Source organism: Paenibacillus jilunlii (assembly GCF_900102965.1).
In the GTDB taxonomy this organism is placed as follows: domain Bacteria; phylum Bacillota; class Bacilli; order Paenibacillales; family Paenibacillaceae; genus Paenibacillus_AQ; species Paenibacillus_AQ jilunlii.
Window position 1 is genome coordinate 383,995 of record NZ_FNGM01000003.1, and the last position, 25,659, is coordinate 409,653.

Here is a 25,659-nt window from a genome sequence, read left to right on the forward strand (position 1 = left end):
ATTTCAGCCAAAAGCGATTTATTCCAGCCGAAAAACTTGTATGATAGTTAAAAAGGCTTCTAGAATAGCGGCGTTAGAAATGAGAGGTGTAATCTTATGTACCGAGTGGCTATTTGCGATGATGAGGACAAACAAAGGGAGCTTGTTAAAAGCATGTTGATTGCCTTGTCTATCAAGGCAAATATCAATTTTGAAATAGAGGAATTCAATTCGGGGGAGCAGCTTGTAGCCCATTATGAGCATAATGGGCCTCCCTTTCACATTTTAATATTGGATGTTGAAATGGCGGGGATTAACGGGATTCAGACTGCCCGTCGGATAAGAGGGTTAAAGCATCTGGATGAACAAATTATTTTTCTGACAAACTACCCGGAATATATGGTGGAAAGCTTTGACGTGATGACTTTCCAGTATTTAATCAAACCCATTGCTCCCCAGATTTTTGAGGAGAAGCTCATTAAGCTATGCCAATACTTCCAGGCCCTTGATAAAAAATTTATGATCATCAAGTCGGCCTATGAAGAGGTTGTGCTGAAGTATGATGATATCATTGCTATCGAGGCCGCCAAAAGCTTAACGATAAAAAGCAAGCTGAACTTTATTACCTTTAGTCAAGTCTATGAAAGCAAAGGCATTCTTGCCGAATATGCACTGGCGCTCAAAGACAATCATTTTCTGCAAATCCACCGTTCGGTGATTATTAATCTGCTCCATGTGCGAAAGTTCGCCAGCGGAGTTGTGCTTATGTCAGGCGGGATGGAATTCCCCATTGGCCGCTCTAAATTGAAAGAGGTCAAAGATTATTACACCAAATTTATGATTATGAAGGTCCACGGATATGATCACTAACAATGGGTTGATTGTGCTGTGTGTTGAGGTTGTCATGGGCCTTCAGATCATATATTTCTTTAACTCGGTGTTCGGCAAATCTGCCCAAAAGCATAAGCGGTGGATGTACTTTCTGGTTTTCGGAGTGCTTGGTTACGTGTATCTCTCCGTTCCGGTTTCCTTTCAGATCTCTTCGATCCTGGCTTTAGTGGTCATCTTCTGTTTGGCGCTGGCCTATAACGTGGAAATCAAAACAAAGATTATTTTTACCGTACTTTATGGCGTGTTAATGTCTATCGTTAACATGATTTCGATTTATTTTTTTTATCTGCTGGATTCGGTTGACCTTACCCGACTTGATTCAGCAGATGAACAGAACCAGCCCCTCTTATTCAAGGCAACCCTGCTCAGCTTTACGATGATGTTTGCCGTCATTCAGATTATCCGGCTGATTGCCAAACGCAGGAGCTTCTCCTTGCATTACCGTTACTATATATTGTTAATACTCATCCCTATCATCAGCATCTACCAGCTTAATGTACTGACGACTTACAATGAAATGAACATCCATTATTTTATTTCCGCTATTGGGTATCTTTTTATAAACGTGATGATCATCTACATTTTGGATACGATTATTGATAAATTTCAGTTCAAGCATGAGAATGCCCGGCTGGAGCAGCAGATGGACTATCAGGATGCCAATTACGAAAAAACGGTGCACAGCTTCAAATCGATCAAAAGGATCATCCACGATACGAACCAGCAGTTACTTTATATCGAAGAATGCATTAAGCGAAATGAGCCGGCGGCAGCACTGGAGCATATCCGAACGACGTTAAATAAAGTCGAAGGTGCCTATCAGCGGGTTAATACAGGCCATTTGGTGATCGATGCCCTCGTAACAAACACGCTTAACATCGGTCAAGCGAATGGCATACGGATCGATACGAAGCTGAACTTGTATTCTCCTGAATTCTCGATAGACCGCTATGACTTATGTGTCGTACTCGGAAATATGCTGGATAATGCGATAGAAGCCTCCAAACAGGTGAAAATCGCAGAGGACCGGTACGTGGTCATCACGATATTTTCCAATGACACCGCCCTGTTCATACACATTGTTAATTACATGGAACAGGATGTCGCCCATTTGTTCAGCCAAAAGCCAAACCCGGAGAATCATGGCATCGGACTGACGAATATCGCCAGAATATGCGACAAATATGGCGGACATATGACGATTGAAACCAAACAAAAAACCTTTCACAATATGGTCATGCTGCCCTTTTGGACGAGCAATCCCTAGACAAACTGTTGTTTAGGGATTGTTTTTTGGCGTTTCGGGGTATTTTTGCATATTCCCCGCCTCCTCTCTTGTATGCTGAATACCAGCCAGTTAAATACGCTAAAGGATGCAAAGGAGGATGTTAGAATGAAAAAAATCATTGCCGTTGTATTGAGTGCCATGCTCATAGCCATCCCCATACCCAGGAATCAGGCCTCAGCACAAACCCATAAGGATACCGTACTGGAGAAAGCCCGTAAGCTGGCTTCGACGATCGTGTCAGACTATGGGGTAACCGGCTTGCAGTACGCCATTATGGATAAGGGGGCGATTGTTTTATCCGGCAGCACGGGTGTCCATGATAAAGCGACCCATGCTCCAATTACGAAGGACACGATGTTCGGCATCGGCTCGGTCAGCAAAATGTATGTAACGGCTGCCGCGATGATGCTGGCTGATGTGGGCAAAATTGATATCGATCAGCCGCTTGTCACCTATGTCAAGGACTTCAGCATGGCGGATGAAAGATATAAGCAAATTACGCCGCGTATGCTCATGAATCATTCCTCAGGACTTTACGGCAGCCATTATGCCAACAGCATGCTGTTCGATGACAATGACACCTGGAGCCATGATGAATTATTGATGAGGCTGCAATCGGAGCACTTAAAGTCCAAACCGGGCGAATATTCGGTGTACTGCAACGATGGATTTCAGCTGCTGGAAATCCTGGTTGAACGGGTAAGCGGCTTAAGCTATACCGAATTTCTGGATCAGAAGGTTAACCAGCCTCTGAAGCTCACCTCCACCAAAACGCCGCTTAGTGCTTTTGACAGAGAAAAGCTGGCGAAAACCTATTACCCTGGAATGGAACAGGCTTTGCCCGTTGAGAATGCCAATGTCATTGGTGCAGGCGGGCTCTACTCCACTGCTGAAGAGCTTGCCGCTTTCGGAGATGTATTGACCGGAAATCGGACAAATATTTTATCAGAGAAATCAGCTGCCGCAATGCAAAGTCCTGAATACAGAAAGGGCATTTGGGTGCCAGAGGAGACAAACAGCTTTAACTATGGTCTTGGCTGGGATGCCGTCAGCTTGGCCCCGTTTGATGATTACGGCATCAAGGCATTATCCAAAGGCGGGGATACCGTTATGTACCATGCGGCTTTGACTACATTGCCTGAACATAATATTTCGATCGCTGTCCTGTCATCGGGCGGGAGCTCGCTATATAATACTGTTTTAGCCTCAAATGTTCTATTGGAATATTTGCAGGACAAAGGCAAGATCAAAGAAATTGTACCGGATCGCACCTTTGAACCTTCCGTAAAGGTCAACATGCCGGCGGAGCAGCTCGCGTATTCCGGATTATACGGCGCTGTAGGCACAACACTGAATGTGGAGATGAAGAACGGGGAGATGAAGCTGCCGGCACTGGAAGGGGGAATTATCCCTCCACAAACCTATGTGTATACGGGCAATGGACAATTCAAAAGCAACGACGGCAAAGCGGCAATAAGCTTCGACAAACAAACGAATGGAAAGATTTATTTGAAGTTGAAGGCGTATGTGGATTTTCCCGGAATCGGGCAGGCGGTTATGGTCACCTATGAGTATCAGAAGCTGGATGCAAATCCCTTACAGCCGGCAACAAAAGCAGCATGGGCGCAAAGAAACAATAAAAATTACTATGGACTGGGAGAAAAGATCAATTCGCTGTTCTATCTCTCCCCTGCTATTTTAATCCGGAATATCGCTGTGGATAGTGACAACGGCTATGCGTCAGGCACCAGAATTATTGATGAACATACGGCCGTAAACGCCGCTGAAATTCCGGTGATGAGCGGAAGGGATGCCTTCGATTTGAGCTTCCATACCGAGAACAACAAAGAGTATTTGACGATAGACGGGCAGTCTTATCTTAGTGAAGATGCTGTTAGTCCGGTCTACGGCGGGAAAACGTCGATCACCACGATTGAAGCTAGCGGTAACGCCGTATGGTTCAAAATCGATGCCAAATCGGCTGCTAAAACGATGAGCGTTGATGCTCCGGCAACCGGAGGGTTCGTCGTTTACGATGGCAAAGGAATGCTTGTATACTCCTCTATCTTGAATAAAGGCAAATCAGTTGTTCTCCCGGAGGACGGAATGATTGTTTTCGGCGGAGAGCCAGGGGATGTTTTTCAGATTAATATGAAGAAATAGAGGCTTGGAACAACAAATAGACCGCCCAAGGCGGTCTATTTGTACGTTAAATCCCCACTCAGATATTATGTCTCTTGTGCAGCATGTGCATGATCCGGCGCTTTTTGATTCATAATTGGCAGCATAACCAGTGCTCCCAGAAGAAATAATAACCCTGCTCCGCTATAGATCGTACTCAGCGAAAAAGCATCCTTCAGCGCGCCGGCGAATGACATGGAAATAACCATCATCCCTACGAACATCGGATTCAGAACCCCATTCACCCGGCCGACAATGGAGCTATGTGACCATTTCAGAATCATTGTGCTGATCCCGATGTGAATGCAAGGAAACACCAGCCCATTCAGAAATTGAACGGTCAGCGTCAGCGGAACGCTTGTCGAATATCCGACAATGACCGTGCAGACTGCTCCTGCCAGCATACCTATCGCTAGAAGAAGCTGCGGAGGAACCCGCTTCGCGAAGACGGCTACGACCCCGCCTCCAATCAGCATGGCAGCGCCATTCACCATCAGCAGATATTGCAGGAACTCCTTGCTTTTGCCCAGCCGCTCCGTGACGATGAACAGGTTGAGAGCTTGGGCTACCCCAACAGCGAGTCCCGCGAGGATAAAGGCGAGTCCGAGCATACGCAGCACTTTGCTGTTCCAGACATAGCGGAAGCCTTCAATGAACTCTTTACGGAACTGTCCTTTTGCAGCGTCCGTTTTGGGTTTCAAATTATCCTCTGGCAGGCGAATCAGAACGAGTGCTGACAGCAGAAAGACTACGCCCATAATGGCAATCGAGGTTTCAAGGCCAAACGTGCTGTACACGAAGGTGCCGAGCATAGGGCCAAGCACCATAAAGATGGCCATGAGCGATTGGAATAGAGCCATCCCTTGCTGCAGCTGTTCTTCCGCCACATGATATTTAAACAATCGCATGCTTGAAGGCTGGGAGAATTGCGAGAGAATCGCCGAGATGAAAGCGACAAGGTAGACGGAATGCCAAGAACCGTAATGTATGGTCAGCAGTACGGCGAATACCGATACCGCAGATAATAAATCGCACCAGATCATCGTCCGCTTCGGCCTCCAGCGGTCGGCAAAGGTTCCTCCGATGAACGAAAAAACAAAAATAGGTGCGAATTCTGCTACGCTGATTAGCGAAATGGCGTAGGGATCATTGTTGGTTTTATCCGCAACATACAGGAGAATAGCGAAATTACGGACCCAAATGCCGATCTGCAGCAGCACGCTTGATAATAGAATCGTCTGCAGGAACCGATTGCGGAGCAGGCTTGGTGCAGTGGTGCTTTTTTCTTGCCTATTCAATCTTATTCAACCTCCAATTGTCTGCAAAAATACTTATTTTGATTTAATGCTATGACTCTCCTTTCATTAGTCTCACCTTTTCGTTTGATCTAAGTCGTTTTTGTCAATTATAATATATTTTAATACCTGATATTTCTTATTTTTTGCTATGTTGAGTAATTACTCTCAGAGGGATTAATAATGGCCAGAGCCTGATTCAATAGTTAAAGCAAATAAACCGTACGCCTTGTGAAGGGCGTGCGGTTTATTTGCTTCATTATAAGAATGATATTTAAGTGTACTGTTACAGTCCCTTAACTTCAAACTCATAGATTCGCGCGGCTGTATCAGCACCCTGTGAAGGTTTAATAATTATTAATTTTACATATCGGGCTTTAACAAGCGCAATCGCGTCAGCCGTCTCGGCAGCCGTGTTTCCTTGGACCTTGACGGCATCGGTCCAGTCCGTACCGTCGCTGCTTACCTGAATGACATAATCGCTGGTATTAAACCCCGGCCACTCTCCTCCACTCTCAGCATGCTTAATGGCAAAAGAGCTGATCTGATACTCGGCGCCCAGATCGACCTGAAGCCAATGAGGCAGATTGCCAAGTGCGCACCATTTGCTGTTATCCGTCACTTTACCGTCTACGGCATTAGGCGCTCCTTCTTTTTCCCCGCACGCCTGATCGGCTGTTGCAGTTGTGCCAAGGGCCAGATTCTTCACTGCTCCGGCTTGCTTGCTCACTGTAATGAGCGCCTGCTTCGTCAATGTGTCTTGACCTGAGCTGTTGGTTGCAGTCAATGTCACGCTGTACACGCCTTCCTGATTGAACGCCACCACCGGATTCTTCAATGTACTGACAGCCGGGCTTCCGCTCTCGAAGGTCCATGACCATCCTTCCGTCACTTCGGTTGACAGGTCGGTGAAGTTTACGCTCTCCCCTGGAGCCACCAGCGTCTGGTCGGCCTTGAACTCTGCAGTCGGCTTCGGATAAGCCGGCCAGCTGATCTTCACGCTGGTGGCCTGACCCTGTTCGTATCTTCCATTGACCGCAACGACCTTCAGTACCGTCACTGCCTCCTTGTCTATTCTTCTCATCTCAGGGACGTAAAACACATGATTTGGCGTCGCGCCCATTAACACTTCGCTGCCATCCGGCAGCACACGGTAAATTTCGTACTGCTTCACCTGCTGGTCAAGCGGTTTCCACTGCAATCTGGCATCTCCATAGATTCCGTTGCGGAAATCGGATTGAGTGACTATAAGCTCACGAACCGCCGGGAGCTGTTTCATCGGGTCGTTGGCATTTTGGATGGAGAGCTGGCCAATTTGTATGGCATAATCACTTATTGTATCCCTGGTATCAAAATATAGTGACAACGCCACGATCCGTTTCCCTTTATAAGGGGTCAAATTCAATGTATCTGTAGTCCAGTCCGGTGATGTCTTATCCTTCACGTTAAGGAAGACAAATTGGTCGGGACGGTCTGCAAAAGCAAGGCCAACCTTCAGGCTCGGCCTGCTCTGCGTTTTGTACGTAACCGACAGCTTCGTATTTGCTTCAATCTTTAGATCTGTCTTGTATAGCTTCAGATGTGTCGCATTGTCATGGCTCAGCACACCAGATACCTTCAGCGAGCTGCCGCCGTAATACGCATCGGACCAATCGAGCACTGGTGTAAGCGGTGTTCCTTTGCTGTCTGCGATCCAGCGCCATGTCGGCAGAATATCCTGCAGGCTCCGGTTGTTCCATCCTGTATCCCGTACCTGTTTCCCTAGAACATAATATTTCTGTCCGCTTCCAGTGTTGAAGCTGGTGCTGAAGGGCAGCTCATTTACCGGGGATGCTTCGGCCACATGGCTCGCGATTCCTTTCCAGGCCTGGCTGCTCGCGGTGTTGCCCGGATTTCCGTCTGGTCCCACCCAGAATTTGTTCTCGCGGTTGAAGAAATCCTCCATACTTTCTGCGCTGTTAAAAGCCCAGTCCGGGCGGTAAATCCCCAGTGAAGTGACTGCAGGTTCTCCATCCGGGAACAGCAGATTCCAGTTCACCTTCGTATCGTAGCCCTTGGCTTCAACATCGATGCCTGCATACAGGTCAAATGGACTTCTGCCCAAGCTTTTGGCCTTCTCCGCCGAACTTTTAAGATCCTTCCACCAGAAGTTCAGGAACATGCTGTCTGTGATTTGCTTCCCGTTGTCCTGCAGAAACATTGCATTCTTATCATTTAGTGCATTCTGCCAACTGATATTGCCTTCTTTGGTCATGGAATCATACCATACGATGTGCATAGAAGCAGACTTGTGCGATTCAAGATAACTCAGGAAAGCTTTCATTTGCTGTGCGTCAGCCGGTGTTCCACCCTCAGTCTCCTGGTTAATGAACCAGCCGTCAAATCCGTAATGCGCCGCAACCTGGATCAGCTTCTCTGCGGCAGGAAAGGAGCCGTCGCTGTTCTGCTGAAGCATCTGCTTCACCCATTCATATTTCCCGCCATACACGGCTGGTGGGAAGAACACGGTTCCGAGGATCGGTACGCCATTCTTGTGAGCCGCGTCGATCGTATCGGCGCTTGGAGGCACGATGATGCCTTCTCCGGCCGAGCCTCCCCAATAGACAAGCTTGTCAACATACTGCCAATAGGTAAACGTGTTGGCTCCGAATTTGTCTGATCCCTGCGATGGAACTCCGCTGGTTCCCGAATTCAGTGCTGATAATGCCATTACCTTCGGCGCTTTAGTGGCATGCGGGTTGACACCTTCCCCTGCAAAGCGGTCCTGCAGCGGGATTGTACTCCGGTTGAATGCCGCATCCGGGTCGGATGCCGGACTCCACTGAAGTAATTGCTCCGGAAACCAATAAGATGAATAAGGCTGTTTGGCTAACGCAGAAGCGGATAATGCTGCACACATCACCAATAGGAATATAAAACCTGCACCAATCTTTTTCATGCCATCCTCCTCTTATTTATTGGCTGCTTTCCATTCGTCAAATTGCTTCTGTGCTTCTGCGATGACTTTCTCCAGTCCGGCGGCCTTCATCTTGGCGATTGCCTTCGGCAGATGTTCATCCGGGTCGACCGCACCTGTCATGATTGGCGGATAGAATTCTTTTACGATCGCTGAGATGGACGCCACTTCTGTCTTCACTGGATCGGGATTGAAGTTGAAGCCAAAGCTTGGAGCAACCTTAGCGGAATTGTTGAACGCCTTGAACGCTTCCCATTTATCCGCAGGGTCTTCCTTGTGGCTGTAGGTTAGAAAAAGATTCCCTAATGCGAATCCCGGCATCTGGTACCCGTCTTTCATGGCCGGCAGATCTTCAATAACATCTTCGGAGATCTTCTTGTAATGCGTGCCTTCGATACCATAGTTGATCAGATTACGCAAATATTTGTCCGTATTGAGCAGGTTCAAGAACATCATCGCACGCACCGGATTTTTGGAATTCGCCGAGATTGCGTGCATGGAACCGGTGGCGGAGCCTGTGAAAATAACCGGGTCCTGCATCGGTGAGGTTACGATGTCATAGCCCGCACTTCTCGACCAGCCCAATTCTGCGTAAGGCTGCGTTTGCTCGCGGTCAGCGAACCACTTACCTGTCTTGATGTTATCAATGCCTTCCAGCGTTGCAACATCTTTGCGCAGATAACCGGCTTGATAGTATTTGCGAATGGTTTTGAGCGAACTTTTCAATTCGTCGGATTCAAGGATATTGACGTATTTGCCGTCCGTTGAATTCATGTTCATGCCAACCGGAAACTCATCGCCCAGGAGAAAATCAAACGGGATATAAGGCTTGAAGCCTTTTGGAACAGCCAGTGGTGTAATGTCAGCAGGTTCGCCATCCTTGATTTGCTTCAGATAAGGTTCGAGATCCTCCAGGGTGCGGATTTTTGTAATATCCATCTTATACTTGTCGACATATTGTTTGTTGAAACGCCATACCCACTGCGAAGCCAATTCCTTGTTCACCGGTACGGCATAATTTTTGCCATTCACCTGCGATCCAGCCAGGAAGCGCGGGTCCAGCTCTTTGATGATGCCCTGACCGTATTGCTCCAGCAAATCATTGATTGGCAAAAAAGCACCCCGCGTTGCGTTCGGCAGGTAGTCAAAAGCCCAGGATGAGGTGAAAGCGATATCGTAATTCTCCCCGGAAGCCGTGATAACCGGCAACCGTTTCGAGTAGTCGCCCCAGTCAATCATTGTGATGTCTACGGTTGCGTTGATTTTGTCCGTCAAATATTTATTCATTTCCTCTTGAACTGTTGGCAGGTCACGCTGTGGACCACCGATCAGGTATACCTTGAGCTTCACGGGGTCCAGCTTCTCCCCTGTCTGGCCGCCGGATTCCGTCGAGTTGGCCGATTGGGTCTCGGACTGCGTCTTCCCGTTACTGTTCTCCTTCATGTTGTTGCTGCCGCAGCCAGCCAAAGTGGAAGCGAATGCAACTAGAAACACAACCATCAGCATAACCATTTTGTTAGACTTCATATGTCTCCCCCTAATCGTTATAAATAACTATTGTTACTGCCCTGGATCGGGCAGCTGCAACTTATCCAACTTATTCTTTAACCGAACCAATCGTAAGTCCTTGGATAAAATACTTTTGAAAAAACGGATATGCCAGCGCGATCGGCAGCGTAGCCAGCACAACCATTGCCATGCGGACCGTTTCTGTCGGCAAGGTCGCAGCGATGTCGTAAGATACCACCTGGCTGCTGTTCTGTACGATGAAGTCCATATTGTTCTGAATCCGGATCAGTAACGTCTGCAACGGAATTAAATTTGGATTATCAATGTACAGAAGCGCATTGAACCAGTCATTCCAGAAGCCAAGTGTACTGAAAAGCCCGATAGTCGCAATACCCGGCAGCGAGATTGGCAGCACAATCCGGGTGTAGATACCAAATTCGCTGGCCCCGTCGATCTTGGCCGATTCGATGATCGCGTCCGGTACAGTCGTCGTAAAGAAGGTGCGCATGACGATTATATAGAATGCGTTCAGAATGGAAGGGAAGATCAGCGCCCATATGGAATCCCGCAAATGCAGTACTTGCGTAACGACGATATATCCCGGGACCAGCCCCCCGGAGAACAGCATGGTGAAGAAAGCGAGAAAGCTGAAGAACCGGCGCTGATCAAAGTTCTTGCGTGAAATGGCGTACGCATATGTAGACACGAGATACAGCGTCAGAATGGTTCCGATTACCGTTACAGCCAGGGTCACGCCCAAGGATTGGGCCATTTGCCCGCCGGACCGCATCAGAAACCGGTAGGCGTCCAGACTGAGCACCTCGGGCAGGATACTGAAGCCGTTGATGGCCAATGTCTTCTCGTCCGTAAAGGAAATGATGATGATAAATATAAACGGAAAGATACAGGACAGGGCGAATAAGCACACACCTACATTAAATATAAAATTCCATAATGGACTAATCGCATTGATGTCCCTGGTCTTCTTTTTCCCGGGAGCAGAAAGCAGCATTTTCTCCATTGATTTGCTTAAGTCATTCATTGCAGACACCTCCTTGCCGATGTTTAGAATACAGCATAATCCTTCTCAATTTTGCGTACAGCGTAATTAGCGAGCAGCACGAGAATCAAACCGACAACGGATTGATAAAGGCCCGTAGCCGTACTCATACCTGTATCGCCCATGATTGTCAGACCCCGATACACGAATGTGTCGATAACGTTGGTGACCGGATACAGCGCACCGGAATCCCGCGGAACCTGGTAGAACAAACCGAAATCCGAGCGGAAGATGCCGCCGAGTGCCAGAATGGTCAATATAATCATCAGCGGCCTCAGCATTGGCAGTGTAATAAACTTGATCTGATTCCATTTGGTCGCCCCGTCGATCATTGCTGCCTCATAATAAGAGCGGTCAATGCCGGCAATTGCTGCAAGATAGACGACGCTCCCATATCCGGCATTTTTCCAGAGACCCAGAAAGATCAGAAAATACGGCCAAAATTTAGTTTCGCTGTACCAACTTACCGGGTCTTCGCCCAAGAAGACAAGGACCTGGTTGAACACGCCCTTTTCTACATTGAGGAATGAGAATACAAAATAGCTAATAATAACCCATGAGAGGAAATACGGCATGAACATCGCGGTTTGGTAGAATTTCGCCAGACGTTTATTTAACAGCTCATTCATAATGATGGCAAGCGTAACCGCGAGAACCAGGCCAAGCATGATCAAACCGGCGTTATAAAGAATTGTATTGCGCGTGATGATATAAGCATCATCGGTCGAGAACAGAAACTCGAAATTTTTGAAACCGACCCATTCACTCTTTAAAACGCTTTCAAAAAATCCTCCCGGATGAATCCGGAAATCCTTAAAGGCAATAATCGTCCCGAACATCGGCAAATAAGCAAAAATAATAAACCACGCTGCTCCCGGCAGCACCAGCAGAAGAAATGCCCTGTTCTTTATTAATTTCTTCAAGATGCCCATCATGCTATCCCCCCTGTCTTTATTATGAAAGCCTGACAGCCGCCGAGATAGTTGAAAAATAAAATAAACGTATGGATTAATTAAAGATAGCGCATTCATTTCACTAAAAAACACACCTCAGCAAGGTGTGTTTTTGGGAAACGGAAGATCGCAAGCTACTTTTTCATATACATCGAACGCAGCTCTGTCGGGGAAACGCCTGCATATTTCTTGAACTGTCTATAAAAGTACGACGTATCCCAGTAGCCTACTTCTGTTGCCACCTCCGCCGTCTTTTTGTCTGAGTATAACAGCAGATGGGTGGCCCGTTCGATCCGGTACTGATTCACATAATCGGAGAAGCTGGTGCCGGCCTCCTGTTGAAACAGCTGCCCCAGATAGTTGGGATGAAGGTCCAGTTTTTGGCTGAGGGTTTTCAGCGACAGCTCTTCTTGGTAGTAGTTCTTAACAAAATCCAGTACAGCCATCACATGCGGGCTATAGTCCTTTTCAGTCGCGTGGTATGTATCAAGGGTTTGATGGACCACTCTTTTTACCAGCCGTTTCAGCCCGCTAAGGGTATCGATTCTGGATAAGGGGCCGAATACGCCTCCGTAATCCGGAGTTTTCTCCAAATTCTTGGCTGCCAGCATAAGCTGGATTGCGGAGTTGAAGCATGGCGTTCTTGCCATGTGCCCATGCTCTGCCTGGACATCAAAGAAGTCGTCGATGAAGCGGTCCACCTCAAGACTCTTCCCGTCCCGGAGCAGCTTATGGAATTGATCCATAGCAGGCTCCCATTTTTCATCAGTTTGAGCCGGTTTACTTCCGTTGTCCGATGCCACTATGAATGTCTCTGAATCGCCTAACAAATGATTCTGCAGCCACAGCTTCACTTGTTTGCAGCTTTGCGGAAACCCCAGACTGGATTGCTCGGGCTGTCCTTTTACACTCCATACACAGGCGCCTGTATCAGAGGCGATCCACTGCTTCATCCCGCAAAGCGCCTGATATTGCCATTCTTCTCCTTCCCTGCCGGTTGAAGCGAACAGCACTATAATATCGCCTTCCTGATCAGGGAAGCAGATGATTTCACAGCCGTCCGGAACATGTTGTCTACCTATGGTTTCACATTGCTCAGCGATTATGGGTCTGTAAAACTGCGGATCCTCCATCCCGTGACCGTGTTCGGCTACAATCCGCAGCGCAGCTGCGCAGTAACTTGACTTGGTCAAGGGGATTTCCAGCAATTGCGCGCGCTCCCGGAACTCTTTGGCATCGATGGTTGCATTGGCCCACCGCTGCAATATATTAGTTCTTAGAATCCTCCAGCTCAGATCCATTTGGATTTGTCTGACTTCCTCGGTCTCCCAATCGTGCTGCATATGCTTAATCGTCGCTTCTAATTCGTCAATATTGACCGGCTTGAGCAAATAGTTCTCGACACCCAGTGTGATGCCTTCCCGCACGTAATTGAATTCCTCGTAACCGCTCAGAATGATGAACTTAGTGAGAGGACTGCGTACTTTGACTTCCCGGATCAGCTCAAGTCCCGTCATCTGGGGCATCATGATGTCCGTGATAACCAGATCGACGGCTAAGCCGTCCAGCTTTGCCAGCGCTTCCACACCATTGCATGCTGTGTCGGCAATTTGCAGATGATTCGCATTCCAATCGATGATGGACTGCATTCCTTTGACAATGAGCGGCTCGTCATCCACCAGCAATACGTTCCTCATTCGGTTAGTCCTCCCTTGTGAATGGAATTTCGATGATAACCTCACAGCCTTTGTCCTGCTCACTGATTACACTTATTCCAAACTGGCTGCCATAATTCAAACGAATGCGTTCATGAACATTTTTCAGGCCCAGGGAATCATTAGAAAGTGAAGGTGCTTCCCCCTCACTCTGCAGCGCCTTGCTCAGCTCTGTCAGCTTCTCTTGCCCGATGCCTTTCCCGTTATCCTTCACACGAATAATGATGTGTCTTTCCTGTTCTGCAGCCGTTATGGAAATCCGGTTATCATCGTCATTTGCCCGAAAGCCGTGAACAATGTAATTTTCAATAACCGGCTGAATCAGCAGTTTAACAACGATACTTCCGGCGACCTGCATCTCAATGTTCGTTTCCACCTGCAGCTTGTTCTCGTACCGGTATTGAATCAAAGCTAAATACATCCCGCACAGCTCGATTTCTTCGGCTAAAGTGACATGCGTCTGTTTTTTGATCAAATGCCTGAACATGGTTGCAAGAATATAGATCATTTGCCCGGCATCCCTGGCCCCTGAACTGATGGCCTTCATGCGTATACTCTCAAGCGTATTGTACAGGAAATGCGGATTGATCTGAGCCTGCAGAGCCACAAGCTGGGCGTTCTTCTGCTTGATCTCCGAGATATAGACGGTCTGGATATAAGACTCCAGGCGGTCACACATATTGTTAAAGCTTTGCGAGATTTGCTGGAGTTCATCCTCCCCCTCCATTTGAATCCGCTTGCTTAAATCTCCATCCTGCCAACGCCGCATGTAAACAACAATTCTGTGGATTTTTTTGGAGTAACGGCGGATCACGGTGAACGTCACAGCAATACTGATAATGATGCATAAGATCACGATCCCTGTGAGCGTGAAACGTAAGGTTTGAAGGCTTTGGACAATTCGGGACTCCGGAATAATAGCGGCAGCGACCAGCCCTGTATTCCCGATATTCAGCAATTGCACTTTGGAGCGTTCCTCCAGCTGTACCCAATCTCCCTGCTTGGACATCTGCTTCCAATACGGATAAGTTGTATTATTGTAATGCCCCTGCGAGTCAAAAATCACTTGGCCCTGCGACGCTATCAGCATAATCCGGCTGCTTGGACGGTTCATTTTCTCCTGCAGCAGCTTTTTTATGCGGCCTGTATTGAGTTCGAAGAGCATGGCACCGTATTCCTTCAGCGTCACAGGGTCCTTAAGCACATTTACATAGCTGTAAGGCGTTGCTTCCCCGGCGGCTTTCCCCACGAACAGCGGATCGTTGCCCATATACTGCCAAGGCTCGTTCCGGAACTGTTTGAACCAGTCTTGATGTGCCTCTGATAACTTCGGTTGATTGTAAAAATGCTGCGTTTCCCGGTTCAGCAGGTAATAAAAATCTTGGTCCGAGCTGTACAGCACGATGTTCGAAATAGAGGGTTCCTCCTTCAGCAGCAGGCGTAAATGATAATCAAAGGTGTTGCGCTCCGTCCGGTAGCTGTTTGCATACTGGTTCAAACGCCAGTTGAGGAAGTTCTCATATTCATGAGTCAAAAAGTACTTCAAATCGTCTCCAATCATCGCATCCGTATAAATCTGCTTCACCGCGGCATACATCCGTTCGTTCTGTTGGTTGAGGCTGATGCTGATGATGTCCAGTTCCTGAAGGCTTGCATCCATCTGCTCCCGCACAAGCCGCTGCTCGTAATAGCGGTAAGCCAGAACAGAGACACTAATAAACAAAAGAACCATAACCATGGAGTAGAGGAGGAGGATCTTGTTAAACATTTTTTTCTTCAGGTGATTCTGATAAAAGGTCCGGATCTTGGACATTCGTGCCTGACCGCCTCCTTCGAAGCCAATTTTCAACTCAGTGTATCACCGTTCATTAAATTTGCGCAATAAAAATAGGCAACATCCATGCCGCCTGGTGCGGGTACATGGCTATCGGTTCAGACAAATATAAACGGAGGATGAATAACTAAAATGCAACGACTTAACGTGCAAGGATACCTGCACATGAGCCGTTGCATAGGGAATGGATCTAACTAATTTGCTGTTGTACGTACCGTGACTGGACTGGAATTATCTCTTCTGCCGACAGATTTGATGACTAGATTATATTGGAGCTCCGGGTTCAAATGCTCGATAACGATGCTGTATTGCGATGTTCCCGGTTTTACCGGCACATAGATGCTCCAATGTTTACTGATTTTGTCATTTTGCTCATAAATACGGAATCCTCTTATCTGTTCTTTGCTGGTGACAGGCGTCTTCCAGGTCAGAGTGGCCTTGGTCTCTTGAAGTTTAACCTTGGCCTCTTCCACAGGAGCCGGTTTGGTGTCCGTCCGTTTGATGCCGTAATGGTCATATACTTTTAGCCCGTTTTTTCCGTATCCGGTTTTTCCTTCATCTTCCACAGCTGCCGTATAGGCATCCAAGCTCAGAATTTGATCGGAAACCGACACATCGGTAAACATTTTTTTCTCCGGCTGCTTATTGACCGCTGCAAAAAAGTCATCATACGATTCGTTTTTGTAATAAAACTTGTTTCCAAACGCATTGGACATCAGATATACCGTTCCCTGAGGGTTAACAATGTTGCCTGCTCCATCCTTCTCCAGCTTTTTCGGATCTATAACCTTATCCCCATACATCTGGAAAGAACGCATATACATATGATCATGAGCCTCAAACACCATATCAATGCCAAGCTCGTCAAAGACCGGAATCAGATTTTTCCTGTAAAATTTAACGCGGTCCCCTTCCCATTGTGCGGAATTATCGCCGGCTGCGTAGGGCGCCTTGTGAAATGCAACGAATTTCCACTTCTTATCAGACTTGGCGACCGTATTCCGCATCCAATCGATCTGGTTCCAAAACTGCTCATGCTTCTCGTCATCCCAGTTGACAGAGCCATCCTCGTTCAGCTTGCCGTCGAATTGCGAGTTATACACCATGTATAGGGCGTCACCGTATTCAAAAGAATAGACTGAGCCGTCATGCGTTGCTTCCACCACCTTGCGGGGCAGATTGAAATGGTTGTAAAAGTTGTTGTTCGGCGTGGTTTCATCCCCGTCCCAATCTGCCACCTCATGTCCGCCCAGCACGGGAACGAAGGGTACCTTCATCAGAGGCGCTTGCGCAAGTCCGAGCATCCACTGCCACTGTTCCTCCAGGTCACCGTTATCGACCAAATCACCGGCATTTATCAGAAATTTGGGGTTGCCGATATGTTCGTAGGCTTTGTTGAAGGTATCTGCCCAAGGTTCAAAACCCGATTTGCCCGAAGCCTGCGAATCGGAGCCGACTATAAAGTGATAAGGCTGAGGGGCCGCAGCATCAGTCTCAAAGGACCCGATGGCGCTCCAAACCGAACCGTCACCCACTCTGAATACATATTGGGTGCCAGGCTTTAATCCAATCGCGGTTGCTTTATGGCTGTAAAAATTTTTCTTCTTTCCGGTTGTTCTGTCGCTCTTGGTCATATAGGTCGAGATTTTCTCGGCGGTTCCGGTGAATTCGAGAACCCCCTCCTCCGGAAACCCGTTTCCGGTTCCACCTGCAGCTTCGGCAGTCTGGACTCGCGTCTCCGCTGGGGTATCCGTGTACCAGGCAAACGCCATACTTGTTTTGGTATCACCGTTGAATGCCATGTTGATAAGCTTAGGCTGAGACGCAGAGGGCTCGGTCGTAAAGCTCCATTCAATATTGCGGATCAATGGGGAGCCGTCTATTCCTTGGACCGATGTTTTGGGGACAAAAACGCTGTACACGGTACCTTGATCCAGCCCGCCGTGCCCGATGCGTAAGGTCGATTGGTTGACGACTCCGGCTGTAAGGTTGGGAACAGGCTGGTTCCGGTCATTTCGAATCGTGATGGCCTGTTGATCCATGAGGGTTATCGATTTGTTGAATTTAATCTCAACCGGAGCCGTCACGGATACTTTCTCAGCTCCAGCTCCAGGAGTATGTGACTTGTCAATTGTCGGCGTCATGGGTGTTTTACCAGGAATCAGGTCCCCGGTCACGCGAATGTTCCGGATTTTACTGGACCCACCGCCGCCGATTCCTTTCGGATTGTCTTTGGAGTTCGTTGCCGTATTAGAATTGACCAGCCAGCGGATATACAGCAGTTCCTTGTCGTCTGCATCCGGGATGGGCAGCTTGCTCAGCTTGCAGGACTGCCCCGGGCAGCTGTAGCTCGAAACTGTCTTCATCTGAACGGTACCTCCCGGTACGTCGGTCCAGACTTTCCGGTCCGTACTGACCTGTACTTTGAAATCGTTAGGACCTGAACCGGAGGAGCTTTGTTCCGATGATAATCTGATATTCTTGTAGGCAAACGTAGAAATGGTTGCCAGCCAATACTTCTTGCCCTCGCCTTTGTCCCAGCCCTGATAGCTGATGTCTTTGGCTTTGCTGTCGAAATTTTCGAAATAACCTCCAACCTGTTCAAGGCTTGAGGAAGATGCATACTCGCCTCCGGTGGCCGGATGGCTTCCTGCTTCTCCCTTATTGGTGAAAACCCAGTCGGCAATTACGATTTCGGCAGCAGCGGCTTGCTTGGGATTACCCGTCATGGGATCGGCTTGAGAGTCTGCGGGGAATGACCAGGGGATCAGCAGGAGTACCAAGAACATAAAGAACAGTTGCTTCGGATTACTTCCTCTTTTTTTCTGAATACGCATGGTTTGTGTAGCCCCTTTCCCGTTCTAATGAACGGATATGCTTGAGGATTCATTAAGAATCCCGCTACTTGAATATATCCCATGCCCGCCTCACGATTCTCAGGGAATCTTACTGAAAACCTGCCATTTTCAACATATATTGCTGTTATTATCCTGCGAAGATGGATGAAGTTCATACATGTAAGCCAAAGGGCTAAAAAAAAGCGCATAGCAGCCGCTATACGCTTTCCTAACCCTCTATTTAATCCTGATTCAAAAACGTCCGGGTCCGCTCCAGCCTCGGGCTGCCAAAGATCTGCTCCGGTGTTCCCGATTCGGCGATTTCCCCGTCGGCCATGAATAATATGCGGTCGGCCACATCGCGGGCGAAGTTCATCTCATGTGTGACGATAATCATCGTCATGTTCTCCTCCGCAAGCTGGCGGATGACACGCAGCACTTCACCGGTCAGCTCGGGATCAAGCGCCGACGTCGGCTCGTCAAACAGCAGGATGTCCGGGTTCAGCATCAGCGCTCTGGCGATGGCTACCCGCTGCTTCTGCCCGCCCGACAGCATAGATGGGTATACGTCCGCCTTATCGGACAGGCCCACCTTGGAGAGCAGTTCCTTGCTTTTGGCGGCAATCTCCTGAGGGTTCCCCCGCTTTAGTGTTCTGGGAGCAAGTTCCAGATTTCCCTGTACGCTGAGGTGGGGGAACAGATTAAAGTGCTGAAACACCATGCCCATCGACGCGGTAATCTCCTTTATGTCTGCATTGCCGGCATATTTGCCGTTCTCTACAAGCGGCTTGCCGTGGATAAGGATACTGCCTCCGCTAACTTCCTCCAGATGAACCAGACTGCGCAGCATCGTGCTTTTTCCTGAACCGGAGGGCCCGATCACCGCCACAACTTCGCCCGGGTTTACATCAAAGGTAATCTTTTTCAGCACATCGAGGCTGCCAAAAGATTTCTGCAATTGCCTAACTTCAATCATACTACTCATAGTTGGACAGTCCTTCTACTCAAATTTGAAACGTTTCTCCAGTGCCTTGAAGAACAGCGTCAGTATCAGTGTCATCAGCAAATAAATAACACCGGCTACTACAAATGGGGTTACCGTAAAATCACGGTTCACCGCCGTCTTCGCGTAATTCAGCAGCTCCGGTACGGCTACAGCGTAGAGCAAAGCGGTGTCCTTGACCAGGGTGATGGACTCATTGGCTACCGCAGGCAGTGCAACCCGGAACATTTGGGCGAGAATCACCTTGCGCAGGGTTTGCCATTTGCTGAGCCCGAGAACCTTGGCGGCTTCATGTTGCCCTTTGTCAATTGACAGCAGCCCGCCGCGGAAAATCTCGGCAAAATAAGCCCCGTAATTCAGGATAAAACCAAGACTGGCCGCGACGAAGCGGTCCAACACCAGGTACTGCCCAATTACCGGAATCTGCGGCAGGCCGAAGCAGAAGAACAGCAGCTGCAGCAAAAGCGGGGTTCCGCGCATGACGTAAATATACGTGTGTGCGATCCAAGCCAGCGGCTTGATGGAACTCTTGGCCATCAGCGTGACCAGCATCCCGAGCGGAATGGACAGCACGATGACAATGAGGAACAGCAGGACGGTTGTCCGCGCGCCTTCCAGCATCGGTCCGGCAATTTTTATAATATAATCTATATCCATTTCTTCTACCGACTCCTAAAGGGAACTATCTAGTTCAATACTTTATTCTCTCCAAACCACTTCGTAGAAATTTCAGCAGCCGTTCCATCACTGCTTAGTTCATCCAGAGCCTTCTGCAGCTTCTCCAGCAGCGCTTCATTGCCTTTCTTGATTCCGATACCGTATTGCTCAGGAGCCAGCGATTCATCCAGCAGCTTATAAGTGCCCTTCTCCTTGGACATATAATATCTTGCCACCACTTCGTCAATGACCACTCCATCCAGGCGTTTGGACTTCAGGTCTGTCAGGGCAAGCACATTATCCGGAAATTCGGATACGTTGGCAATCTTTGCTTTGAGCGGACTGGCATCCAGGGCATCGGCAGCGGACGACAGGCTTTGCAGTCCGACTTCTTTTCCGGCCAGATCATCCAGCTTCGCCAGCGCCGAATCCGCCAGCACGACTACTACCTGGCTGTTCTCCAGATAAGGCTTGGTAAACAACACCTTCTCCTTGCGCTCGTCCGTGATGGTGTAACCGTTCCATATCATATCAATGCGTCCGCTGTTCAGCTCCGATTCCTTGGCCGACCAGTCAATCGGCTGGAAGGTAACCTCTTGGCCCATTTTCTCAGCCGCCGCTTTCGCATAATCAATGTCAAAACCGACAATTTCATTGTTGTCATCCCTAAAGCCCATTGGAGCAAACTTATCATCAATACCGATCACCAGTTTGCCGTCATCCCCTTTTGAACTGGAGCAGCCTGCTATCACCGCAATTGCCATAACTACCAATAGAACCAATAACCCTTTTCTCTTCATCTCTCTACTCCCCCTAGTAAATAACACAATATACCATGTGCTTTAGTTCGTTAACACGTTATCAGTTTATCATAATAACATATCATGTGAGTATCGTCGATAGAGAAGAGAAATACTTCTGTGACAAACAAGTGGAAACGGGTACGTCCTTATAAGGACGGTACCCGTTTCAGCGAGAAATAAAAGGTTAATTTATAGCGCGAAGCATGTAAATTATATTTTTAAAAAGGCCATCGCCTGTGTATTCAGGTCAGTGGCTTAATTCCTTTAATGCCTGATGGACTCAAAATAGTCTACGACGACCTCACGGAATTCCAGAGCAGCCCGCGAAATGTACCGGCTCTTGTGCGATAATAAAGCGATTTCCCGCACCAGATCTTGGTCTTCTACTTCGAGATAGTGAATTTGTTCCCGCGAATTCCTTGCCGTGCCTGGGATGAAGGCAATGCCAATTTCGGCTTCCACAAAAGCGGTGAGCCTTGCAGGTTCATCTCCTTCGTACACATATTGGGGGACAAATCCAACAGATTGGCATACAGAGTCTACTAAATCGCGTGTACCGTAACCTTTCTTTACACCGACAAACCATTCATCCTTTAGTTCGATCAAGGCAATGCTCTTTCGATTGGCCAGGTGATGCCCCTTGGGGACAGCAAGAAGGATCGGGTCGATACATACGATTTGACATTCGATATCTTCCCCTTGTACAGCAGGTGAGGACAAGCAGAAATCGACCTCTCCTCTATGGAGAAGCGTAACCATTTCCTGCGTGGCAAGCATTTGTACATGAAAATGGATGTTAGGCATCTTTTTCCGAAACTCCCTAAGGATATTAGGCAGTGTGCTTGCGGCGGTCACCGCCAATTCGAGTGTGCTATGTTCCAGGCTGGACAGGTCCATAAGCTCCTGCTTCCCCTGTTCCAATTCAAACAAAGCCCTTTCCGCCCGGTGTAGGAATTTGCTTCCGAACTCGTTCAACCGCAGATTTCTCCCTGTTCGATCAAAAAGCGGGACCCCCAGGTCCTCTTCCAAGCGTTGAATCGTTTTGCTCAGCGAGGATTGGGTAACGTGCAGACTTCGTGCAGCTTCAGTCACATGTTCCAAACGGGCTACCGCGATAAAATATTGCAATTGAAGAAGTTCCATTTCCCACACCCCTTTCATTCCTCTGTGTCTATGAAATCATAACATAGAATGCGTTGGAGTGAATGGATTAATTCAAGTATGATATCATTAAAACACTTTGGGGGGAGCTCAAAAAATGAATGCACGCAGCTGGTGGCTGATGATTTCGGTTGGACTGGGGATACTGTTGAACCCATTAAATTCTTCGATGGTTTCTGTTGCGATTCCAAGGCTGCAACATGTGTTCCAACTTGGCTTTACTGATGTTTCTTGGGTTATTTTTTCGTTCTACATTTCTAGTGCTATCGCCCAACCCGTCATGGGAAAGGCAAGTGATTTATGGGGCCGCAGGAAGATATTTCTTACGGGGCTTTTGGTAACCTTCGTTGCCTCTTTATTAGCACCACTATCACCAAACTTTGGGTGGCTTATTGTATTCCGTAGTGTCCAATCTATCGGAACAAGCATGATGGTTGCAGTTGGAATGGCCATTGTGCGAATTCATATTACCGAGAAGCAAGCCACTGCGCTGTCTGTTTTATCCATATTTCTATCCGGTGCAGCAGCAATTGGCCCTTTTATTGGCGGGGTCTTTATTCACTGGTGGAATTGGCATGCTATCTTTCTCGTTAATATTCCATTTATAGCTGCGAGTTTCATATTAGCTTGGCGGACAATTCCTAAGGACGAACTACCAGCATCCGTTCAACGCAACATGTCCTTTCGTAAAATGATGAACACGATTGATGTGCCAGGTATCCTGCTTTTTACAGTGGGTCTGGTTGCCCTGTTAGTAGGAGTACTGTCCGCAAAATCATCTGGTCATGTTTCTTTATTACATGTCATTGTCGGACTGATTGGTCTCATGCTGCTTTTGGCTTTTGTAAGATATGAGCTGAAAATTTCGTCACCCTTTATTCCTTTGCGCACATTCGCCAGATATCCTGCGATGACTTGGGTCAATGTTCAATTCATGCTCGTTAACGTTCTTTTTTACTCGGTATTTTTCGGGATTCCTTCCTACTTGCAAACGGTACGTCATGTCAGCGAATTTCATACAGGGATTCTTATGTTAAGTTTAGGGTTGTGTTCGCTCGTTGTTTCTCCGCTCGCAGGGCGGTGGATCGATAAATCCGGACCGGGGCCGGCATTGTTCGTGTCGGCAATTCTAATGACAATCGGGTCTGTGTGGATTGTGAGTCTGACTCACCATTCGCCGGTTATCAGTGTATGTTTGGCGCTGGCTGTTTTTGGAGTTAGCAACGGGTTGAACAATGTTGGTATGCAAGCGGCCTTGTTCCAAAGTTCTCCGAAGGAAATTATCGGTGTAGCATCGGGATTGTTTAGTACATCAAGATATTTGGGCACCATCCTCTCCTCATTGTTGATAGGCATTGTCATGGGAGGTAAATTCAGCTTCGGGGGATTTAGGGTGCTTGGGATGATCCTCACGGCAATCGCTTTATCCTTGGTGTTCATGAGCCGGCGTCTCCGGGAGTCCGGGCAATTCCAAGAGTCGTAGGATTACCAAGTCGGCCGCTACCGCTTTTTCATAATCAGTCCGTCTTCTCCGCCGCCTGAATGGTTAAAACAACGTTGCCTTTCTTATGCCCCAGCTCTACATAGCGATGGGCTTCGGCGGCTTGCTCCAGAGGGTACCTGCGGTCGATCACCACACGCATCTTACCCGCTTCTATCAGTTCTTTTAGATACCTTAAGTCTTCCCCGGTCTCCTTCATAGTTCCTCCGAAAACCTTCTTACCGCTTGTCAAGTTAATCCATAACCCGCCAACAAGTACGCGAGGTTTTATGTGCAGAGCATGCAGGTATAGGCCACGGGCTGTCAGACGTTTGACGCATGCTGTGAATGGGCTTTTCCCGACCGTATCGAAAATAATATCGTAGGCTGGCCCCTTATCCGTGAACTTCTCTTTTGTATAATCTATGACCCGGTCAGCTCCCAGCGATTTCACCAACTCCACATTCGATGTGCTGCATACTCCAGTCACTTCCGCGCCGAAATGCTTGGCAAGCTGCACTGCATATGTTCCAACACTGCCTGAAGCACCATACACGAGCACCCGGCAGCCGCGCTGGATGCTGCACTTCCGGAGAAATTGCAAAGCAGTATAAGCACCGACCGGAACCGCCGCCGCCTCCTCGAAAGTTATGTTCGCCGGCTTAAGGGCAACTGCTCCGTTCTCGGGCAAGCATTTGTATTCGGCATATGCACCGAAGCTATTTCCGCAGGCAGCGTAGACGGCATCCCCGGGCTTAAACCGGGTAACGCCACTGCCCGTCGATTCCACTACTCCTGCCAGCTCGAACCCGAGAATCTGAACACGGCGGGGTCTCCACAGACCGTTAAACAACCGGGCCAGGAAAGGTTTCGCTTTGCGTAAACGCCAATCCCCCGCTGCAGCGGTCGCCGCATAGACTTTAATCAGTATCTCATCGTCTTTCGGAACCGGTTGGGGAACCTCCCGCAGTTGCAGCACATCCGGCGGCCCGTAGCGCTCGTATACGATCGCTTTCATCCTTTTCTCCTCCATTCAGTTTACGTTATCCTGTTCCCGATGAGTTCTTAGAGTATGGACTGAGGCTGACCGTCTACGGATCACCCATTCGGCCACGGCGAGGTTGATCACCCAACCCGCACCCATCAAAAGCGCTTTGCTTAGTTCACTTGGCGGCCCAATGATCAATTCTCCGGCCGTTTGGGTCAGTACCTGTGTGCCCGCACCAAGCCCGATTGCATAGCTGCGCATCATCCATGCCCGATGACCGGTCCAGTCGCCCCGCAGGATCATGGCAAAGCCAATAAGGATCGATATGACCATGCCCGACCCAAACAGGAGCCGCAATGCATATAGCAGATCACCGCTGTCATCCGGGCGGGGATAGAACAAGGTCATCCACAAACCTGAAATCCCGACAATCAGGCCACATAGAACCAGTAAGCGTCCCGATATGCGGTGCCAGCCCGGCCTGCTCCGCCGGAAACCGGGTGCGAATTGGAACGGGCCGAGGATCGCATATATACTGGCGCTCAGAATATGCAGCACCACTGGCAGAGGTGACGCAAAGAACCGTGCATTGGCTGGCGTGATTTCAGCATTGCGGACTAGCTCGGTTAGCCGAAATATGCCGGCAGCAACCGGAATAACACTTAGCATGAGAAGTGCAAAGACCAGCCATTTTCCCGGAATTTCTTTTCCCCCGGCTTTGATTGCCGAAGCGACAGAAGGATTGGCATGAACCTGATTGACCGATACCAATGGGAGGCCGAGATCACGCAGTTTCCTCAGCAGGCCAAGCAATGCAGCCTGATCAGCCACGGGGCCTAAAAGTATGGTTGTTCCATCATTCGCATGAGAGAGACTCATTCCCTCAAACCAGTCAGACCAGCGGGTATCAAGTTGCCCCTTGAAGCGGATTTCGTACAGATCCTGCTTGTGATGATCCTCTAAAGACATTTGTGTTTTACTCATGATAAGCCTCCTTAAGCACCTTCAGTTACTACAAGATACATGTTAGCATGGTGAGATGTCATCACCACATATGGTGATAAAGAGG

At 48.4% G+C, this 25,659-nt stretch carries 18 protein-coding genes; 4 read left to right on the forward strand and 14 right to left on the reverse strand.

From position 1 onward, the window contains the following. Positions 1-96: 96 nt before the first annotated feature. From BLQ82_RS08820 to BLQ82_RS08830, 3 genes are all read left to right on the forward strand, one after another. Positions 97-849 (forward strand): LytR/AlgR family response regulator transcription factor, encoded by a 753-nt coding sequence (locus BLQ82_RS08820; protein ID WP_062528256.1) that lies wholly within the window; start codon positions 97-99, stop codon positions 847-849. Then, the gene (locus BLQ82_RS08825; protein ID WP_062528255.1) at positions 839-2,137 is read left to right on the forward strand and encodes an ATP-binding protein; all 1,299 of its coding nucleotides are present in this window, start codon (positions 839-841) and stop codon (positions 2,135-2,137) included. Before BLQ82_RS08820 ends, BLQ82_RS08825 begins: the two co-directional genes overlap by 11 nt. A 126-nt stretch (positions 2,138-2,263) precedes the next feature. Continuing rightward, the gene (locus BLQ82_RS08830; protein WP_062528254.1) at positions 2,264-4,321 is read left to right on the forward strand and encodes a serine hydrolase domain-containing protein; all 2,058 of its coding nucleotides are present in this window, start codon (positions 2,264-2,266) and stop codon (positions 4,319-4,321) included. 65 nt (positions 4,322-4,386) lie between these two features. Here BLQ82_RS08830 and BLQ82_RS08835 read toward each other — a convergent pair whose 3' ends face one another. From BLQ82_RS08835 to BLQ82_RS08890, 12 genes are all read right to left on the reverse strand, one after another. Next, entirely contained in the window at positions 4,387-5,637 is a 1,251-nt protein-coding gene (locus BLQ82_RS08835; RefSeq protein ID WP_062528253.1) for an MFS transporter, read from the reverse strand. Positions 5,638-5,920: 283 nt separating this feature from the next. Beyond that, complete coding sequence (locus BLQ82_RS08840) at positions 5,921-8,572, reverse strand: endo-beta-N-acetylglucosaminidase (RefSeq protein WP_062528252.1); 2,652 nt, start codon at positions 8,570-8,572, stop codon at positions 5,921-5,923. A 12-nt stretch (positions 8,573-8,584) separates the two neighbouring features. After that, positions 8,585-10,117: an ABC transporter substrate-binding protein gene (locus BLQ82_RS08845; RefSeq protein ID WP_062528251.1), complete on the reverse strand. Its 1,533-nt coding sequence runs from the start codon at positions 10,115-10,117 to the stop codon at positions 8,585-8,587. Positions 10,118-10,187: 70 nt separating this feature from the next. Further along, a complete protein-coding gene (locus BLQ82_RS08850; RefSeq protein ID WP_062528250.1) occupies positions 10,188-11,141 on the reverse strand; it encodes a carbohydrate ABC transporter permease in 954 nt (317 codons plus the stop codon). Positions 11,142-11,164: 23 nt separating this feature from the next. Then, positions 11,165-12,094, reverse strand: a complete 930-nt coding sequence (locus BLQ82_RS08855; RefSeq protein WP_062528249.1) for an ABC transporter permease — start codon at positions 12,092-12,094, stop codon at positions 11,165-11,167. Between the two features lie 152 nt (positions 12,095-12,246). Further along, the gene (locus BLQ82_RS08860; protein WP_062528248.1) at positions 12,247-13,809 is read right to left on the reverse strand and encodes a response regulator transcription factor; all 1,563 of its coding nucleotides are present in this window, start codon (positions 13,807-13,809) and stop codon (positions 12,247-12,249) included. Positions 13,810-13,813: 4 nt separating this feature from the next. Continuing rightward, the gene (locus tag BLQ82_RS08865; RefSeq protein ID WP_062528247.1) at positions 13,814-15,640 is read right to left on the reverse strand and encodes a cache domain-containing sensor histidine kinase; all 1,827 of its coding nucleotides are present in this window, start codon (positions 15,638-15,640) and stop codon (positions 13,814-13,816) included. A gap of 215 nt (positions 15,641-15,855) precedes the next feature. Continuing rightward, complete coding sequence (locus BLQ82_RS08870) at positions 15,856-18,498, reverse strand: fibronectin type III domain-containing protein (RefSeq protein ID WP_062528246.1); 2,643 nt, start codon at positions 18,496-18,498, stop codon at positions 15,856-15,858. A gap of 241 nt (positions 18,499-18,739) precedes the next feature. Beyond that, positions 18,740-19,483 (reverse strand): amino acid ABC transporter ATP-binding protein, encoded by a 744-nt coding sequence (locus BLQ82_RS08875; RefSeq protein ID WP_062528245.1) that lies wholly within the window; start codon positions 19,481-19,483, stop codon positions 18,740-18,742. A gap of 15 nt (positions 19,484-19,498) precedes the next feature. Further along, a complete protein-coding gene (locus BLQ82_RS08880; RefSeq protein WP_062528244.1) occupies positions 19,499-20,158 on the reverse strand; it encodes an amino acid ABC transporter permease in 660 nt (219 codons plus the stop codon). 29 nt (positions 20,159-20,187) lie between these two features. Beyond that, positions 20,188-20,958, reverse strand: coding sequence for an amino acid ABC transporter substrate-binding protein (locus tag BLQ82_RS08885; RefSeq protein WP_062528243.1), 771 nt, complete (start codon positions 20,956-20,958; stop codon positions 20,188-20,190). A 267-nt stretch (positions 20,959-21,225) separates the two neighbouring features. Further along, positions 21,226-22,104, reverse strand: a complete 879-nt coding sequence (locus BLQ82_RS08890) for a LysR family transcriptional regulator (protein WP_062528242.1) — start codon at positions 22,102-22,104, stop codon at positions 21,226-21,228. A 115-nt stretch (positions 22,105-22,219) separates the two neighbouring features. Here BLQ82_RS08890 and BLQ82_RS08895 point away from each other — a divergent pair, with 115 nt between their 5' ends. Continuing rightward, complete coding sequence (locus tag BLQ82_RS08895; protein ID WP_062528241.1) at positions 22,220-23,605, forward strand: MFS transporter; 1,386 nt, start codon at positions 22,220-22,222, stop codon at positions 23,603-23,605. Positions 23,606-23,639: 34 nt separating this feature from the next. On the opposite strand, the gene BLQ82_RS08900 is transcribed toward BLQ82_RS08895, so the two are convergent. Next, positions 23,640-24,620: an NAD(P)-dependent alcohol dehydrogenase gene (locus BLQ82_RS08900; RefSeq protein WP_062528240.1), complete on the reverse strand. Its 981-nt coding sequence runs from the start codon at positions 24,618-24,620 to the stop codon at positions 23,640-23,642. Positions 24,621-24,635: 15 nt separating this feature from the next. Continuing rightward, the gene (locus tag BLQ82_RS08905; RefSeq protein WP_208810664.1) at positions 24,636-25,574 is read right to left on the reverse strand and encodes a DUF2306 domain-containing protein; all 939 of its coding nucleotides are present in this window, start codon (positions 25,572-25,574) and stop codon (positions 24,636-24,638) included. Between the last annotated feature and the right edge of the window lie 85 nt (positions 25,575-25,659).

Excerpts from the sequence above, each read along its gene's own strand:
- BLQ82_RS08830 (WP_062528254.1), top strand. The coding sequence starts at position 2,264 with ATGAAAAAAATCATTGCCGTTGTATTGAGTGCCATGCTCATAGCCATC.
- BLQ82_RS08905 (WP_208810664.1), bottom strand. The coding sequence starts at position 25,574 with ATGAGTAAAACACAAATGTCTTTAGAGGATCATCACAAGCAGGATCTG.
- BLQ82_RS08855 (WP_062528249.1), bottom strand. The coding sequence starts at position 12,094 with ATGATGGGCATCTTGAAGAAATTAATAAAGAACAGGGCATTTCTTCTG.
- BLQ82_RS08885 (WP_062528243.1), bottom strand. The coding sequence starts at position 20,958 with ATGAAGAGAAAAGGGTTATTGGTTCTATTGGTAGTTATGGCAATTGCG.
- BLQ82_RS08875 (WP_062528245.1), bottom strand. The coding sequence starts at position 19,483 with ATGAGTAGTATGATTGAAGTTAGGCAATTGCAGAAATCTTTTGGCAGC.
- BLQ82_RS08860 (WP_062528248.1), bottom strand. The coding sequence starts at position 13,809 with ATGAGGAACGTATTGCTGGTGGATGACGAGCCGCTCATTGTCAAAGGA.
- BLQ82_RS08865 (WP_062528247.1), bottom strand. The coding sequence starts at position 15,640 with ATGTCCAAGATCCGGACCTTTTATCAGAATCACCTGAAGAAAAAAATG.
- BLQ82_RS08850 (WP_062528250.1), bottom strand. The coding sequence starts at position 11,141 with ATGAATGACTTAAGCAAATCAATGGAGAAAATGCTGCTTTCTGCTCCC.
- BLQ82_RS08825 (WP_062528255.1), top strand. The coding sequence starts at position 839 with ATGATCACTAACAATGGGTTGATTGTGCTGTGTGTTGAGGTTGTCATG.
- BLQ82_RS08870 (WP_062528246.1), bottom strand. The coding sequence starts at position 18,498 with ATGCGTATTCAGAAAAAAAGAGGAAGTAATCCGAAGCAACTGTTCTTT.
- BLQ82_RS08820 (WP_062528256.1), top strand. The coding sequence starts at position 97 with ATGTACCGAGTGGCTATTTGCGATGATGAGGACAAACAAAGGGAGCTT.
- BLQ82_RS08845 (WP_062528251.1), bottom strand. The coding sequence starts at position 10,117 with ATGAAGTCTAACAAAATGGTTATGCTGATGGTTGTGTTTCTAGTTGCA.
- BLQ82_RS08840 (WP_062528252.1), bottom strand. The coding sequence starts at position 8,572 with ATGAAAAAGATTGGTGCAGGTTTTATATTCCTATTGGTGATGTGTGCA.
- BLQ82_RS08880 (WP_062528244.1), bottom strand. The coding sequence starts at position 20,158 with ATGGATATAGATTATATTATAAAAATTGCCGGACCGATGCTGGAAGGC.
- BLQ82_RS08900 (WP_062528240.1), bottom strand. The coding sequence starts at position 24,620 with ATGAAAGCGATCGTATACGAGCGCTACGGGCCGCCGGATGTGCTGCAA.
- BLQ82_RS08890 (WP_062528242.1), bottom strand. The coding sequence starts at position 22,104 with ATGGAACTTCTTCAATTGCAATATTTTATCGCGGTAGCCCGTTTGGAA.
- BLQ82_RS08895 (WP_062528241.1), top strand. The coding sequence starts at position 22,220 with ATGAATGCACGCAGCTGGTGGCTGATGATTTCGGTTGGACTGGGGATA.